This is a genomic window from Nitratireductor mangrovi (assembly GCF_007922615.2).
Lineage (GTDB): Bacteria > Pseudomonadota > Alphaproteobacteria > Rhizobiales > Rhizobiaceae > Mangrovimarina > Mangrovimarina mangrovi.
In genome coordinates, this window is record NZ_CP042301.2 from 151,212 (window position 1) to 163,691 (window position 12,480).

Genomic DNA, 12,480 nt, shown 5'->3' on the forward strand with positions numbered 1-12,480 from the left:
TGCTAGGCGCCCGGCAAAGGATTCCACGGACAAAGAATTTGAACCGCATCGTCCCGCTGGTGCTCGCTGTAGCCCTGTTCATGGAGCACCTCGATTCCACCGTCATCGCGACATCTCTTCCGGCCATCGCCTCCGATATCGGCACAAGCCCTGTCGCGCTGAAGCTGGCCCTCACCGCCTATCTCGTCTCGGTTGCGATCTTCATTCCGGTCAGCGCATGGATGGCCGACCGTTTCGGGGCACGGCGCGTGTTCTGCGCGGCGATCGGCGTGTTCGTGGTGGGCTCGATCGCTTGTGCCTTGGCCAATTCGCTTGCCGGCTTTGTCGGCGCGCGCTTCCTGCAGGGCATGGGCGGCGCGATGATGACGCCTGTGGCGAGGCTGCTCCTGGTGCGGGCGACCGCGCGTAGCGAGCTCGTCGGCGCGATGGCCTGGCTGACTGTTCCGGCGTTGGTCGGGCCGCTCCTGGGTCCGCCGCTGGGCGGCTTCATAACCACCTATTTCAGCTGGCACTGGATCTTCCTGATCAATGTGCCGATCGGACTTGCCGGCATCGTGGCGGCGATGTTCCTGCTGCCCGAGTTCGGCGACGCTGAAGCGACACCGATCGACTTTCGCGGTTTTGTCCTTTCGGGGCTGGCCGCCGCCGGCATCGTCTTCGGGCTTTCGGTCGTCAGCCTTCCGGCGCTGCCGCCGGTCGTCGGGGTCGTCACGCTGGCGATCGGCGTCATCTGCACGATGCTTTATGTCCGCCATGCCCGGCGGGCGGAGCGGCCGATCCTCGATCTGGGTCTGTTTTCGCAGCCGACCTTCCGCGCCGCGATCGCCGGCGGTTCGGTGTTCAGGATCGGCGCCGGCGCGACGCCCTTTCTGCTGCCGCTGATGTTCCAGCTCGGCTTCGGCATGACACCGTTTCAGTCCGGCATGCTGACCTTTGCCGGCGCCTTCGGGGCGATCGGCATGAAATTCTTCGCGCAGGGCACTTTGAGGCGGGGCGGGTTCCGGACGGTACTCGTGCTTGCCGCCGTTGGCGGCGGCTTCCTGATCGGGCTCTGCGGCCTGTTTTCATCCGGTACCCCGGCCTGGGCGATCATCGCGGTGCTGGTTGCCGGCGGCTTTCTGCGTTCTCTGTTCTTCACCTCGGTGAACGCATTGGTCTTTGCCGACCTCTCCGATGCCGAGGCCAGTCAGGCGACTGCCATCGCGGCGGTGACCCAACAGGTGAGCATCGCGCTCGGGGTTGCCTTTGCCGGCGCGATCCTCGAGGTCGTCACCTTCTTCAACGACGGGATGCTGGACAGCGGCGCCTTCTCGATCGCGCTCTACATGGTCGCGTCCGCTGCCGCGCTGGCGGCACTGCCGTTCCTGGCACTCCACCCGGCGGCCGGCAGCACGGTTTCGGGTCATCGCATGGCCGGCGCCAACGCGCGCACCCAGGTCGTGCCGCCGCGTCAAGGGTCTTGATCAGGCCGGCCCTTGAAGCCCTTCGCCAACAGATAGAGCTCGACCGATTCGTCGCGCGAGGCCGGCGGCTTGACGTGGTGGACGCTCGCGAAGTTCTGCTTCAGCATCGTCAGCAACGCGTTTTCCGTCCCCCCCTGAAAAGTCTTGGCCAGGAAATGTCCGCCGGGCCGCAGCACCTTGACGGCAAAGTCGGCCGCCACCTCGCAAAGATGCATCGTACGGATGTGGTCGGTGCGTTTGTGCCCTGTGGTCGGTGCCGCCATGTCGGACAGAACCACGTCGGGTGCGCTGCCCAGCGCCTTTAGCAGGCGGGCCGGCGCGTCGTCGTCGAGGAAGTCCATCTCCAGTATCGTGACGCCGGCGATGGGGTCGACGCCGAGATAGTCGATCGCCACCACGCCGGGAGCGTCGGGCTCGGAGCCGGTGCGGGCCGCGGCGACCTGCGACCATCCGCCAGGTGCCGCGCCGAGATCGATGACCTTGGCTCCGGGCTTCAGAAGCTTGTGACGGTCGTCGATCTCGATCAGCTTGTAGGCGGCCCGCGAGCGATAACCCTCGGCCTTGGAACGATGCACGTATGGATCGTTGAGGTGGCGCTCGAGCCAGCGGCGCGAGGAAGCCTTGAGCCCGCTCTTGCGCTTGATCCGGGCCTTGAGCGCACGGCCGCCGGTCTTGCCCGGCTTCTTCACGAGGCGCGTCCCCGGAAGCGACGATCCCGGTCCCAGACACCGTCTTCAGCCATCAGTTCGGTGAGGATACCCTCGCGCAGGCCGCGATCGGCAACCCGCAGCCGATTGGCGGGCCAGGTGCGCCGGATTGCCTCCAGGATGGCGCAGCCGGCCAGAACCAGATCGGCACGATCAGCACCGATGCAGGGGTTCTGTACGCGCTGTTCGAATTCCCAGCCGATGAGCGTCTCCATCATGCGGTCGATATCCTCGCCGGTCATCCACAGGCCGTCGACGCGGCGGCGGTCGTAGCGCGGGAGCTCCAGATGAATGCCGGCGAGCGTGGTTACGGTGCCCGAGGTGCCGAGCAGGTGAAACCCTTCGCCCTTGACGATGTCGCCGAGGCGCTCGCGGCCTTCGAAAGCCGCAATCATTGCCGTAACGTCGTCGACCATCGAGGCAAAGATGTCCGGCGTCACGTGGCGGCCGCCGAAACGCTCCGACAGCGAAACCACGCCGACCGGCAGCGAGGTCCAGGAGACGATGTGATTGGCGAGGCGTCGCGAGCGCCGCCGGGAGATGTCGATCAGCGCAATCTCGGACGAGCCGCCGCCGATATCGAACAGGACGACACCGCGGGTCTCGCGCTCGACCAGAGAGCCACAGCCCGACACCGCCAGCCGCGCCTCGGTCTCACGGTCGATGACTTCCAGTGCCAGCCCGGTCTCGACCTCGACGCGGGCGATGAACTCGGCACCGTTGACCGCCGAACGGCAAGCCTCCGTTGCGATCAGGCGCGAACGCCGTATCGTGCGCGCATCCAGCTTGCCGGCGCAGATCTTGAGGGCCTCGAGCGCCCGCGCCATGGCATCGTCGGCGAGGCGGCCTCGCGCCGTCAGGCCTTCGCCGAGGCGCACGATGCGCGAAAAGGCATCGACCACGCGGAAACGTCCCGGGCGACCGGGGATCGCGACCAGCAAGCGGCAATTGTTGGTGCCGAGATCAAGCGCCGCATAGGCCGGCAGCGCCGATGCCTCGTCGGGGCGGCGAAGGTTGCGCGGTCGCCCGGCAGGGGGGACACCGACGGCATGCGGGTGGCCATTGCACTGGCCGTCGGCCGGGCGTTGCTCCGACCGGCCACCGGGATCGGTACCGCTCCCCCCACGCTCGGGGTCGTTCTCGGGTGTTGGCGTAGGCGGCTTGCCGTCGCGGGCAAACACCTTGCGTCCGCGTCGACGCTTTCTGCGCCGGCGGTGGCCGGATTTGTCGGGTTGTGGGCCAGGCTTTCCGGCGGGCGACGCCGGCGCCTCGCCGGCGCCTTGCATCCTGTTTCGTGCCGCTTTCCGTTTTCCGCGGCGCTTCTTGCCGGGGAAACGATGGGAAGCCTCGGCGTCCGGCGTCGGCGCGCCGTCCTCGAGGTTCTTCAAAGTGCCGTCCTTTCGGCGCCGCGCAAGCTCTGGGCCGCCGCAGGCGCCGCGATCATTCAGTTGTATGCAATGTAGCAGCGGCGCGGGAGAAGACCAAGGGGGATGGGAGTGGTGGCCGGAAGGGTGGTGCAGGCGTTGGCACGTGACGAGCGAGTAAGCACTTGATCGATGCCGCGAATGTGGTTAGAAGGCCGGCGATCCGGCTTCCGCGGCTGATCGTGGCCTTGCGTTCGCAGGCGGACCGTTGGGGAATAGTTTAACGGTAGAACAGCGGACTCTGACTCCGTCAGTCCTGGTTCGAATCCAGGTTCCCCAGCCAATTGATTTTCTTGGATTTTTTCCACTTGTGGCCCGGAACCGGCTGCGCCGGTTTGTCGGCCGGTTTGTTTTTCTGTTCCCGCTTCGAGCTTCCTGATCGCCGAGCTGGCGATCTCGGCTTCCCATGCAGTCGGCGAGGGCAAACGAGTGACCGCCCTCCCGGCAGGTCAGAAGGTTGGTGGGCAGACCGGCCTCGCCCAAATCGGAACAATCTCGGCCTGCTACTCTAGCGAGTTTCTCGAAGCCTCGGGAATTGTCGAATCGCTGGCCGGCCCCGCGTTCCCGAACGAGGTCCAGCCACCGTCGACATAAAGGATCGCGCCGTTGATATAGGAAGCGGCCCGCGATCCCAGGAAGAGTGCGGCATCGGCGACATCTTCCGGCCGGCCCATGTCGCCCAGCGGGATCCGTCGCCTTATCGCATCTGTGTCGATCCGGCCCGCGGCTTCAAGCTCTGCAACCCCGGGTGTGCGAACGTAGCCAGGCGCGACCGTTGCAGTACGGATGCCTTGCGGACCGAGTTCCGCCGCCATGCAACGGGTAAGGATGTCGACCCCAGCCTTGGATGCGCCGTAAGCGTGCCGCGGCGAAAAGGGCAGGAAGGTGTTGATCGATCCGACATTGAGGATCATGGCGCCCGGTTCCATGGCCTTGAGCCCTTCGCGGGCGCAGAGGAAGCTTCCCGCGAGATTCACATCCAATACGGCTTCGAGGTCCGCCGGTGACTGAGCAAATGCCGGCTTGAAGGCGTCAGCAATCGCCGCATTGTTGACGAGAAGGTCGATATTGCCGAAACGCGCCCGGATCCCCGCAAACGTCTCAACAACCCGCTCTTCCGAGGTTACGTCCATCGCAAAACCGACATGCGGTGCACCGAGCGAGGCCGCGACAGCCGCGGCGCGCTGTCCATCCTGGTCGATGACCACGACAGTGTCCCCGTTCGCCGCGAACGCACGCGCCATGGCTTCGCCGATACCGCGCCCGGCACCTGTGATGACGACAATGCGGTTGCGCTGCGAGTAGTCGGGCCGCTCCAGCTCCTCGGTGGGGACAGCCTCCGCCGGAGGATGCGCGTCACCCGGCTGGTTGAACGAGGCCCAGCCGCCATCGACGGCAAGCACCGCCCCGGTGACGTAGCGCGCCCGGTCGGAAGCGAGAAACCGCAGCGCCTCGGCGATCTCGTCGGGGCGGCCTATACGCCCCATCGGCACGCGCCGCCGCACCGCTGCAAGGTCCGCTTTGCCAAGCCGCTCGAGTTCGGCAACCATGGGCGTGCGGACATAGCCCGGTGCCACCGCGTTGACACGAATGCCCAGCGCTGCCCATTCACAGGCCAGCGACTTGGTGAGCGAGATGAGACCGGCCTTCGAGGCCGCGTAGGCATTGCGCCGCGGATTGCCGAGCACGCCCGCAAGGGAGGCTGTGTTGACGATGGCTCCACCCGGTCTCATCCGGCGGGCCGCCTCGCGAGCCAGTACGAACGGGCCGATCAGATTGACGCCGACAGCCCGCCGAAAGGCCTCGAGCGTCGTGTCAATCGTCGGCGCCATGGTCGGTCCCATGGCCGCGTTGTTGATCAGCACGTCGACCCGACCGAAACGGCGATCGATCTCCGCGAAAAGCGCGGTTATCTCGGCTTCGTTCGAGACGTCGCAGGTGAGTCCGACATGCCGAGGGCCGAGGTCCTCGGCGAGCCGCACAACATCCGTGCCCGGCAGATCGACCGCGACAACCCGGTCGCCATCCGCAGCAAGAAGTTCGACCAGCGCCCTGCCTATGCCGCCGGCCGCGCCGGTGACGACAACCACCCTGCCTTCCATGAAGTTCTTCCTCCTGCGGCTTAATCAAATGACGGGAGCCAAGCGGCGGAAAGACCCGTCGCGATAAATCAGGCACTCCTGGTCGAGGGACAGCGCCGCAACAACCCGGCCGAAAAAGATCGTGTGCGAGCCATGGACGAACGTGCTCTCGACGACGCAATCGAAGGTCGCCATCGCGGCGTCGAGTATCGGCGCGCCGGTCACGAGCTTCTCCCAAACCCCTTCGGCGAAACGCTCTCGGGAGGTGAATTCGGTGCCGGTGAAGAGGCGCCCGATCCGATGCTGGTCTTCGCTGAGGAAGTTGACCGCAAAAGCCCCACTCTCCGAAACGAGGCGCTCGACCGTGGCCTGGCTGTTGACGGAGACGAGGACAAGCGGCGGCTCGCTCGACACGGAGCAGAGCGAGGTCGCCGTCAACCCGCTGACCTTTTCGCCCGATCGAGCAGTGAGCACAAAGACGGCGCTCGCCACTTGCCGTATGGCGGCCTTGAACTCGAACTCGCCAACGGCGGGCCAGGCACGCTGTTCGTCCTTCCCGGTGACGTTGGCGTCGCCGCCCGTTTGTCCGCGACGAACCTTCCTGTCGGTGCGTGCTGGTCGGCGGGAAGACATGACTATCGTCGCTCCGTCGCTTTCGTCACCAAGGTTTCGCCACCCATTCTCGAAAGAGGAGGTGATCGCGGCCCGTATCCCTGGCCGGATGATTCTTAGCTGGATGCTAGCTGGACGTCGGCCAGCAACTGGTAGATCGGGTCGTCCGGATAGGCTGCCCCGATCGGCCGACGCGGCCCGAAACGGGTGGCTTCGTCGTCGGCCGGCGGAATCTGCTCTTCCACCCAATCGTAGGCAACCGTGCGACGCGCCACCCGCCATTCGCCGTTGCGCTTCTCGAAACGATCGCAATAGCGCCCGGCGAGCAGGAATTGCCGCGCGACCCCCTTGGCGTCAGGCCCCCGTTGGAGGGCATTGAAGTAGCTTTCCACTGCCGCGACATCAGGCCCGGAGAACTCGATCAGGATGTTTGCCACCTGGTGCACATTGCGCGGGTCGGTCTTGAAGACCTCGAGCGCGTAACGGATGAACCCGTCGGCGGGCCCGTCATAGGCGCCGTGGCAGTCATGTGCGTCCTCCCAATAGGAGGACCGCAGCGCCGCCTCGTCTGCGCGGTCGATGCCCCGGCAATAGCGATAGATGCAGTTGCGGATGGCCTCGCGGTCGAGGAGCTCTGTCAGTTCGGCCTCGTCCATAATGGCACTCCGTTCTTCAGCTGTTGGCCGCACGCGGCACGATCAGCGCGTCCAGTGCGACGACACCCTTGCCAGCGTCAAGCACGCGGACGGGATTGAGGTCGATGCTGGCGATGGCGGCGGCGTTGGCGGCCGCAAAGCGCGAAAGCGCCGATAGCAATTCGGCCAAGGCGTTGACATCGGCCGCAGGAGCGCCGCGCACGCCTTCCAGCATCGAATGGCCGCGGATTTCGCGAATCATGCGATGTGCTTCGGCGGTATCGAATGGCGCCACGCGGAAGGCAACGTCCTTCAGAACCTCGACGAAGATGCCGCCGAGGCCGAACATCACCACCGGGCCGAATGTCGGGTCGCTCGACACGCCGGCGATCACCTCGACCCCGCCCGCGATCATGGGTGAAACAAGAAGGCCGTCGATGCGTGCATCGGGCCGTCGTTCGGCCGCGCGGGCGAGGATCGCCGCGCCCGCCTCCCGCGCTGCGGCCTCGTCCTTGACGCCCACGGCGACCCCGCCAATCTCGGTCTTGTGGGCGATGTCCGGCGAGGCGATCTTGATGACGCTGGGAAAGCCGATCGCGGCTGCCACCGCGCCGACATCGTCGCCGTCCCGCGCTAGTGCCTCAGCCGGAAACGGGATGTCCGCAGCGGACAGGATGGTCTTCGCCTCGTGTTCGCTGAGTGGTCCGCTACCGAGATCGACGGCTGGTACGGCCGCGAGCCTCGCGGGGTTTGCCCTGGCGCGGTCGAAACTCCTGCGGAAGTGGACGAGCGCGCCCAGCGCGGTCATCAGCGCGCTGCCGTCCTCGTTCACGATGAAGCCCTTGTCCTCGTAAGAGCGAACGATGTCGGCCGGCGCGGACATGGTCAGCGACATGATCGTCCTGGCCGAAGCGCGCGACGCCGTCTCGAGCACGTCCCGCAGCCGGCCGGCGAAACTCGGGCTGGCCGGACCGCTGCCGAAGATGCCGGTGAAGAAGTCGTAGCCGCCGCGTTCGAGCATGGCCGCGACATAGCTCGTCATCAGCGGCAGGTCGGTCAGCGCCTGCGCGGTCGCGTCGACGGGGTTGCGCGGCGAGGCATAGGGCAGCATCGCCTTGAGGTCGCGCTGTGCATCTTCCGGCATGGGCGCGACGTCGAGGCCGGCCGCCTCGGCATCGTCGGCCATCTGGATGCCGAAGCCGCCGGACAGGGTGAAGATGCCGATCCTGTTGCCTTCCGGATAGATCCCGCGCGCACAGGCCTGGGCGACATCGAGCTGTTCGGCGGTGGTTCTTGCCCGCCACACTCCGTATTGCCGCAGCACGGCGTCGAAGACCGCGTCCGAACCCGCCAGCGCGGCCGTGTGCGAACTCACCGCATGGGCGCCGACCTCGGATCGGCCGACCTTCATGAAGACGATGGCCTTCTCCATCCGCTGCGCGGTCTCCAGGGCATCCACGAACACGTCTCGATTACGGATTCCTTCGGCATAGGCGATCACGACGTTGATGTCGGGCTGCTCCACCATCCAGCGCAGTGCTTCGGCAACGTCGATATCGCATTCGTTGCCGGTCGTGATCCATTTGCCGACGCCCATGCCGCGCTGTCGCGCAAGATGGGCTATGTGCGAGCCATAGGCACCGCTCTGGGAGACGATGCCGACTGGCCCCGGCCTGACAAATTCGCCGTCGAGAATGGCCGAGAAGGTTCCGTACCAAGCTACAGAGGAATTAAAGACGCCGAGACAGTTCGGGCCGAGCAGCCGCATTCCGCTTTTGCGCGCGACAGCAGTCATTTCCTCCTGAAGCAAACGCCCGGCCTCGCCGGCCTCGGCGAACCCGGCCGAAAAGACGATCGCGGCCCGGACCTTTTGTGCCGCGCAGGCTCTTACGGCATCAAGCGTACCCGCAGCCGGGACTGCCAGCAGCGCGACCTCCGGCGCCTCGGGCAGGTCGGCAACAGAGGCATAGCTGCGAAGCCCCTGGACGCTCTCACGCTTGGGATTTACGGGATAGATCGCGCCCGCGAACCCGCCCTCGCGGAGATAGCGAAGCGGGCGACCGCCAATGCGCTGCGGATCGTCAGACGCACCGATCAGCGCCACCGATCTCGGCGCGAGCAGTGGCGCGAGGGAATTCGTATGGCCGTGCATCAGGCGGTCTCACTCCCGGCGCGGGGAGACACGCCGAAACGCGCTTCCGGCAGACCTCGGACGCCGAGTCCCTCTATGGCGAACAAGCATCCGCCCTCCGGATGGCGGGAGATGGCGCGCCCCGAGCCCGAATCCTTGATCGAGGTGACGTAGAGGATCGAGAAGTCCTCGCCGCCGAACGCCACGCAGGACGGCATGTCCGTAGGAGCGTCGATCAGGCGGTCGAGCTTTCCCCGCGGTGTAAAGCGAGCGATCTTGCCGACCTGCACCAGGCAGACCCATAGGCAGCCTTCCGCGTCGACCGTCGCGCCGTCCGGTCCCGAATCGAAGACATCGGTATCCACGAAAACGCGCGGATCGCCGATCTCAGCATCACCCGGACCATAAGAGAAGGCGCGGATCGTGCGATCGAGACTGTCGGAGAAATACATTGTCAGCCCGTCAGGGCTGAAGCAAAGCGAATTGAATATCCGTATCCCCGTCGCGAAGACGCTTGAATTGCCCTCGCCGTCGACCCGCCAAAGCTTCCCCAGAGGATCCGCTTGGACTCCCATCGTGCCGCAGAGAAAACGACCGAAGCGGTCGTTCTTGCCATCGTTGAAGCGGACTTCTGGTTCGACAGGGTCGGGTACCATCAGGGGCGAGAAATCGCCCTTGTCGATTTCGAGCAGATAAATGCCGTCGGCCAGACCCACCACCAGTGTGCGACCCTGTCCAAGTGCTATTGAGCCGACCATTGAAGGCGTCTGCCAAGACTGGAAGGAGCCCGTAGCAGGAACATGGCAATGGATCAGCCGCGAGACGCCATCGACCCAATAGAGGCGCTGGTTTTCGTGATCCCAGACAGGGCTTTCGCCAAGAAGGTCCGGCGTTGGTGAGACGAGGGAATAGCTGAACTTCATGATCAGTCGTTCGGCAAGCGCGAAAAGGGTGGAGAGGAATTCCCCTCCACCCGCAAGCCTTGGGAGGCTTACTTGAGCAGGGGGCAGTTGCTCTCCGAGGCGGGCCGCCAAGCGTCTTCCGCGGGAACCACGCCGGTGACGGTGTAGTAGTCGTACTCGCCCTTAGACTCGTCCGGGCTCTTGATGGTAGCGGCATACATCGGCCGCATCACCTGGCCGTCGGCGCGGATCGTCACATCCTTCATCTGGAAATCGTTGACCGGCGTCTCGTGCATAGACTTGATCACAGCCTCTCCTTCATCGGTGCCGGTCGCGGCAACGGCCTTCAGGTAGTGATTGACCGCGCTATAGGTGCCGGCCATCGTCTCGTTTGGCGTACGGCCGCGGAAACGCTCGCGGAAGCGCTCGGCAAACTTGCGCGTCTCGTCAGTGTAGTCCCAGTAAAACGGGGTCACGATCTGCAGGCCCTTGGCCACCGGCAGGCCGATGCCATGCACCTGATTGATCTGTACGCCGAGCGGCGCGAGCTTCTGGCCGGCGGAGGTGATGCCGAACTCCTGCGCCTGCTTGATGACGTTGGCGAAATCCGAGCCCGAATTGGCGAGCGCGATCACCTTGGCGCCGCTCGCCTGCGCCTGCAGCAGATAGGACGAGAAGTCGTTCGAGTTGAGCGGGTGCAGCACCGAGCCCACCACGGTACCGCCGGCGTCCTCGATGAACTTGGTCGTGTCCGCCTGCCACTGCTTGCCGAAGGTGTAGTCGACGGTGATGAAGAACCAGCTGTCTTCGCCCGCTTCAACCAGCGACTTCGCAGTCGCCTTGGGCAGGGAGTAGGTGTCCAGCACCCACTGCATGCTGTAGGGCGTGCAGGCGTCGTTGGTGAGCGAGGAAGAGGCTGTTCCCGCGAGCATGTACGGCTTCTTCCTCTCAGCCATCATCGTCTGCACGGCGAGCGCGATCGAGGATGCCGACCCGCCGACGATTGCGTCGACGCCTTCCTCGTCAACCCACTTCTGCGCGATGGCCGCACCGATGTCCGGCTTGTTCTGGTCGTCGGCGATGACCAGTTCGATCGTCTTGCCGTTCACCTTGCCACCGAAATCCTCGATCGCCATCCGGGCGGCCTCGACCGAACCCGGTCCGCCATTGTCGGCATAGGGACCGGACTGATCCGCCATGATACCGATCTTGACGACGTCGCCCGAGATGCCTTCCGCAAAAACTGCTGACGCGAGCACAGTCGAGCCGGCGAGCGCGGCGGTGAAAACGGCGAGTTTTCCGAGTTTGTTCATGTCAATTTCCTCCACTTGTTGCTTCCGGCCCTTGTCTCCACCGCCGGAAGCGGGTTGCACATCCGGCGCCCCGCGCCGGCCGATCTCACAAAAAGGCGAACGTCATGGCGCCATCGACCAGCATCATGTCGCCGCTGACCCAGCCTGACTCCGCACCCGCGAGAAAAAGCGCTGCGTTGGCGATGTCCTCGGGTTCGCCCAGGCGCCCGAGCGGCACTTTCTGCCTGCGCCGCTCCCAGCCTTCCTCGTCGACGACGAGATTGGCTCCATCCGTGCGCGTCGAGCCCGGCGCGATGGCGTTGACGCGAATGTTCATCGGACCGAATTCTGCTGCCGCCGAGCGCGTCGAGGCCTGAACGGCAGCCTTGACGGCGCTGTACATGATGCCATGACGCATAGCGATCAGCGCCGCCGGCGAGGCGATGTTGATGATCGATCCTGCGCCGGCCTCCTGCATTTGCGGCACCACCGCCTGATAGCCCCAGATGACTCCCTTGAAGCCGACATCAATCATCCGGCCGATCGTGGCCTCGTCCTGCTCGAGCAGCGATCCGTAGCGGTTCCACATGGCGTTGTTCACGAGTACCGTGACCGGGCCGAACGTGTCCTTGAGCATTTCGGCGGCTGCGAAGAGATCGGCGCGTTTCGCGACATTGCCGGTCAACGGGATCGCCCGTCCGCCCGCCGCCTTGATGCCGTCAGCCGCAGCGTCGGCGATTTCGGACTTGAGGTCGAGCACGCCGACGGCGGCGCCCTCACGCGCGAAGGCTTCGGAGATCGCGCGACCGATCCCGCGTCCGCCTCCCGTCACCAGCGCTACCCGACCTTCAAGCCGCCCCGACATCTTTTCCTTCCCAATGTTCTCGTTCTCGCGCCGACCGGCCCAAGCCCGTTGGCGGGTCCCCGTCGGCCGGCTGGAGAGGATTATGCAACACAACGCCTCCGGCTCCCGTGGACTGACCACGAAAGGCCTTGCCGGCTTGACCTGCCGGACGAGACAATTGATCTTTCCAGAAGACAGCGGCCAGCGTGGCTCGTCTTCCTCCCGGCGCGGGGGTTTCCCGCAGCCATTGTCCGCTCTTCCTCCCAGTACCGGACGGTGGCCTGACCTTGACGAAAGGTAGCTTGTCATGCGCAGTGCGGTCGGACCAGAAGCAATTGGTACGTAGCGAGCAGTTTCACATTCTTGAAAAAGACGATCGCTGGGAGGAG

The 12,480-nt window shown here is 65.2% G+C and carries 10 protein-coding genes and 1 tRNA gene; 2 read left to right on the forward strand and 9 right to left on the reverse strand.

What is annotated here, in order from left to right; all coding sequences use genetic code 11:
- Positions 1–38 precede the first annotated feature (38 nt).
- On the forward strand, positions 39–1,463 hold the full coding sequence (locus FQ775_RS00700) for an MFS transporter (RefSeq protein WP_146299008.1): 1,425 nt from the start codon (positions 39–41) through the stop codon (positions 1,461–1,463).
- Here the strand turns inward: FQ775_RS00700 and FQ775_RS00705 are convergent.
- On the reverse strand, positions 1,451–2,152 hold the full coding sequence (locus FQ775_RS00705) for an RlmE family RNA methyltransferase (RefSeq protein WP_146299009.1): 702 nt from the start codon (positions 2,150–2,152) through the stop codon (positions 1,451–1,453). The two genes, FQ775_RS00700 and FQ775_RS00705, sit on opposite strands and share 13 nt — an antisense overlap.
- On the reverse strand, positions 2,149–3,558 hold the full coding sequence (locus tag FQ775_RS00710; RefSeq protein WP_246730235.1) for a Ppx/GppA phosphatase family protein: 1,410 nt from the start codon (positions 3,556–3,558) through the stop codon (positions 2,149–2,151). Before FQ775_RS00710 ends, FQ775_RS00705 begins: the two co-directional genes overlap by 4 nt.
- A 245-nt stretch (positions 3,559–3,803) precedes the next feature.
- Between FQ775_RS00710 and FQ775_RS00715 the strand changes: the two genes are divergently transcribed.
- Positions 3,804–3,877 (forward strand) — tRNA-Gln (locus FQ775_RS00715).
- Between the two features lie 220 nt (positions 3,878–4,097).
- Here the strand turns inward: FQ775_RS00715 and FQ775_RS00720 are convergent.
- The 7 genes from FQ775_RS00720 to FQ775_RS00750 form a co-directional block, all read right to left on the reverse strand.
- Positions 4,098–5,696, reverse strand: a complete 1,599-nt coding sequence (locus FQ775_RS00720; protein ID WP_146299011.1) for an SDR family oxidoreductase — start codon at positions 5,694–5,696, stop codon at positions 4,098–4,100.
- Positions 5,697–5,720: 24 nt separating this feature from the next.
- Positions 5,721–6,308, reverse strand: coding sequence for a flavin reductase family protein (locus tag FQ775_RS00725; protein WP_146299012.1), 588 nt, complete (start codon positions 6,306–6,308; stop codon positions 5,721–5,723).
- A 95-nt stretch (positions 6,309–6,403) separates the two neighbouring features.
- Positions 6,404–6,943 (reverse strand): nuclear transport factor 2 family protein, encoded by a 540-nt coding sequence (locus FQ775_RS00730; protein WP_146299013.1) that lies wholly within the window; start codon positions 6,941–6,943, stop codon positions 6,404–6,406.
- Between the two features lie 16 nt (positions 6,944–6,959).
- On the reverse strand, positions 6,960–9,074 hold the full coding sequence (locus tag FQ775_RS00735; RefSeq protein ID WP_146299014.1) for an acetate--CoA ligase family protein: 2,115 nt from the start codon (positions 9,072–9,074) through the stop codon (positions 6,960–6,962).
- Entirely contained in the window at positions 9,074–10,087 is a 1,014-nt protein-coding gene (locus tag FQ775_RS00740; protein WP_246730236.1) for an SMP-30/gluconolactonase/LRE family protein, read from the reverse strand. The genes FQ775_RS00735 and FQ775_RS00740 overlap by 1 nt, the downstream gene beginning before the upstream one ends.
- On the reverse strand, positions 10,045–11,268 hold the full coding sequence (locus FQ775_RS00745) for an ABC transporter substrate-binding protein (RefSeq protein WP_146299015.1): 1,224 nt from the start codon (positions 11,266–11,268) through the stop codon (positions 10,045–10,047). The genes FQ775_RS00740 and FQ775_RS00745 overlap by 43 nt, the downstream gene beginning before the upstream one ends.
- 85 nt (positions 11,269–11,353) lie before the next feature.
- Positions 11,354–12,112, reverse strand: a complete 759-nt coding sequence (locus FQ775_RS00750) for an SDR family NAD(P)-dependent oxidoreductase (RefSeq protein WP_146299016.1) — start codon at positions 12,110–12,112, stop codon at positions 11,354–11,356.
- Between the last annotated feature and the right edge of the window lie 368 nt (positions 12,113–12,480).

Bases quoted from the DNA above. Each gene is read 5' to 3' on its own strand.
- FQ775_RS00735 (WP_146299014.1), bottom strand. From the start codon at position 9,074: ATGCACGGCCATACGAATTCCCTCGCGCCACTGCTCGCGCCGAGATCG.
- FQ775_RS00750 (WP_146299016.1), bottom strand. From the start codon at position 12,112: ATGTCGGGGCGGCTTGAAGGTCGGGTAGCGCTGGTGACGGGAGGCGGA.
- FQ775_RS00725 (WP_146299012.1), bottom strand. From the start codon at position 6,308: ATGTCTTCCCGCCGACCAGCACGCACCGACAGGAAGGTTCGTCGCGGA.
- FQ775_RS00720 (WP_146299011.1), bottom strand. From the start codon at position 5,696: ATGGAAGGCAGGGTGGTTGTCGTCACCGGCGCGGCCGGCGGCATAGGC.
- FQ775_RS00745 (WP_146299015.1), bottom strand. From the start codon at position 11,268: ATGAACAAACTCGGAAAACTCGCCGTTTTCACCGCCGCGCTCGCCGGC.
- FQ775_RS00730 (WP_146299013.1), bottom strand. From the start codon at position 6,943: ATGGACGAGGCCGAACTGACAGAGCTCCTCGACCGCGAGGCCATCCGC.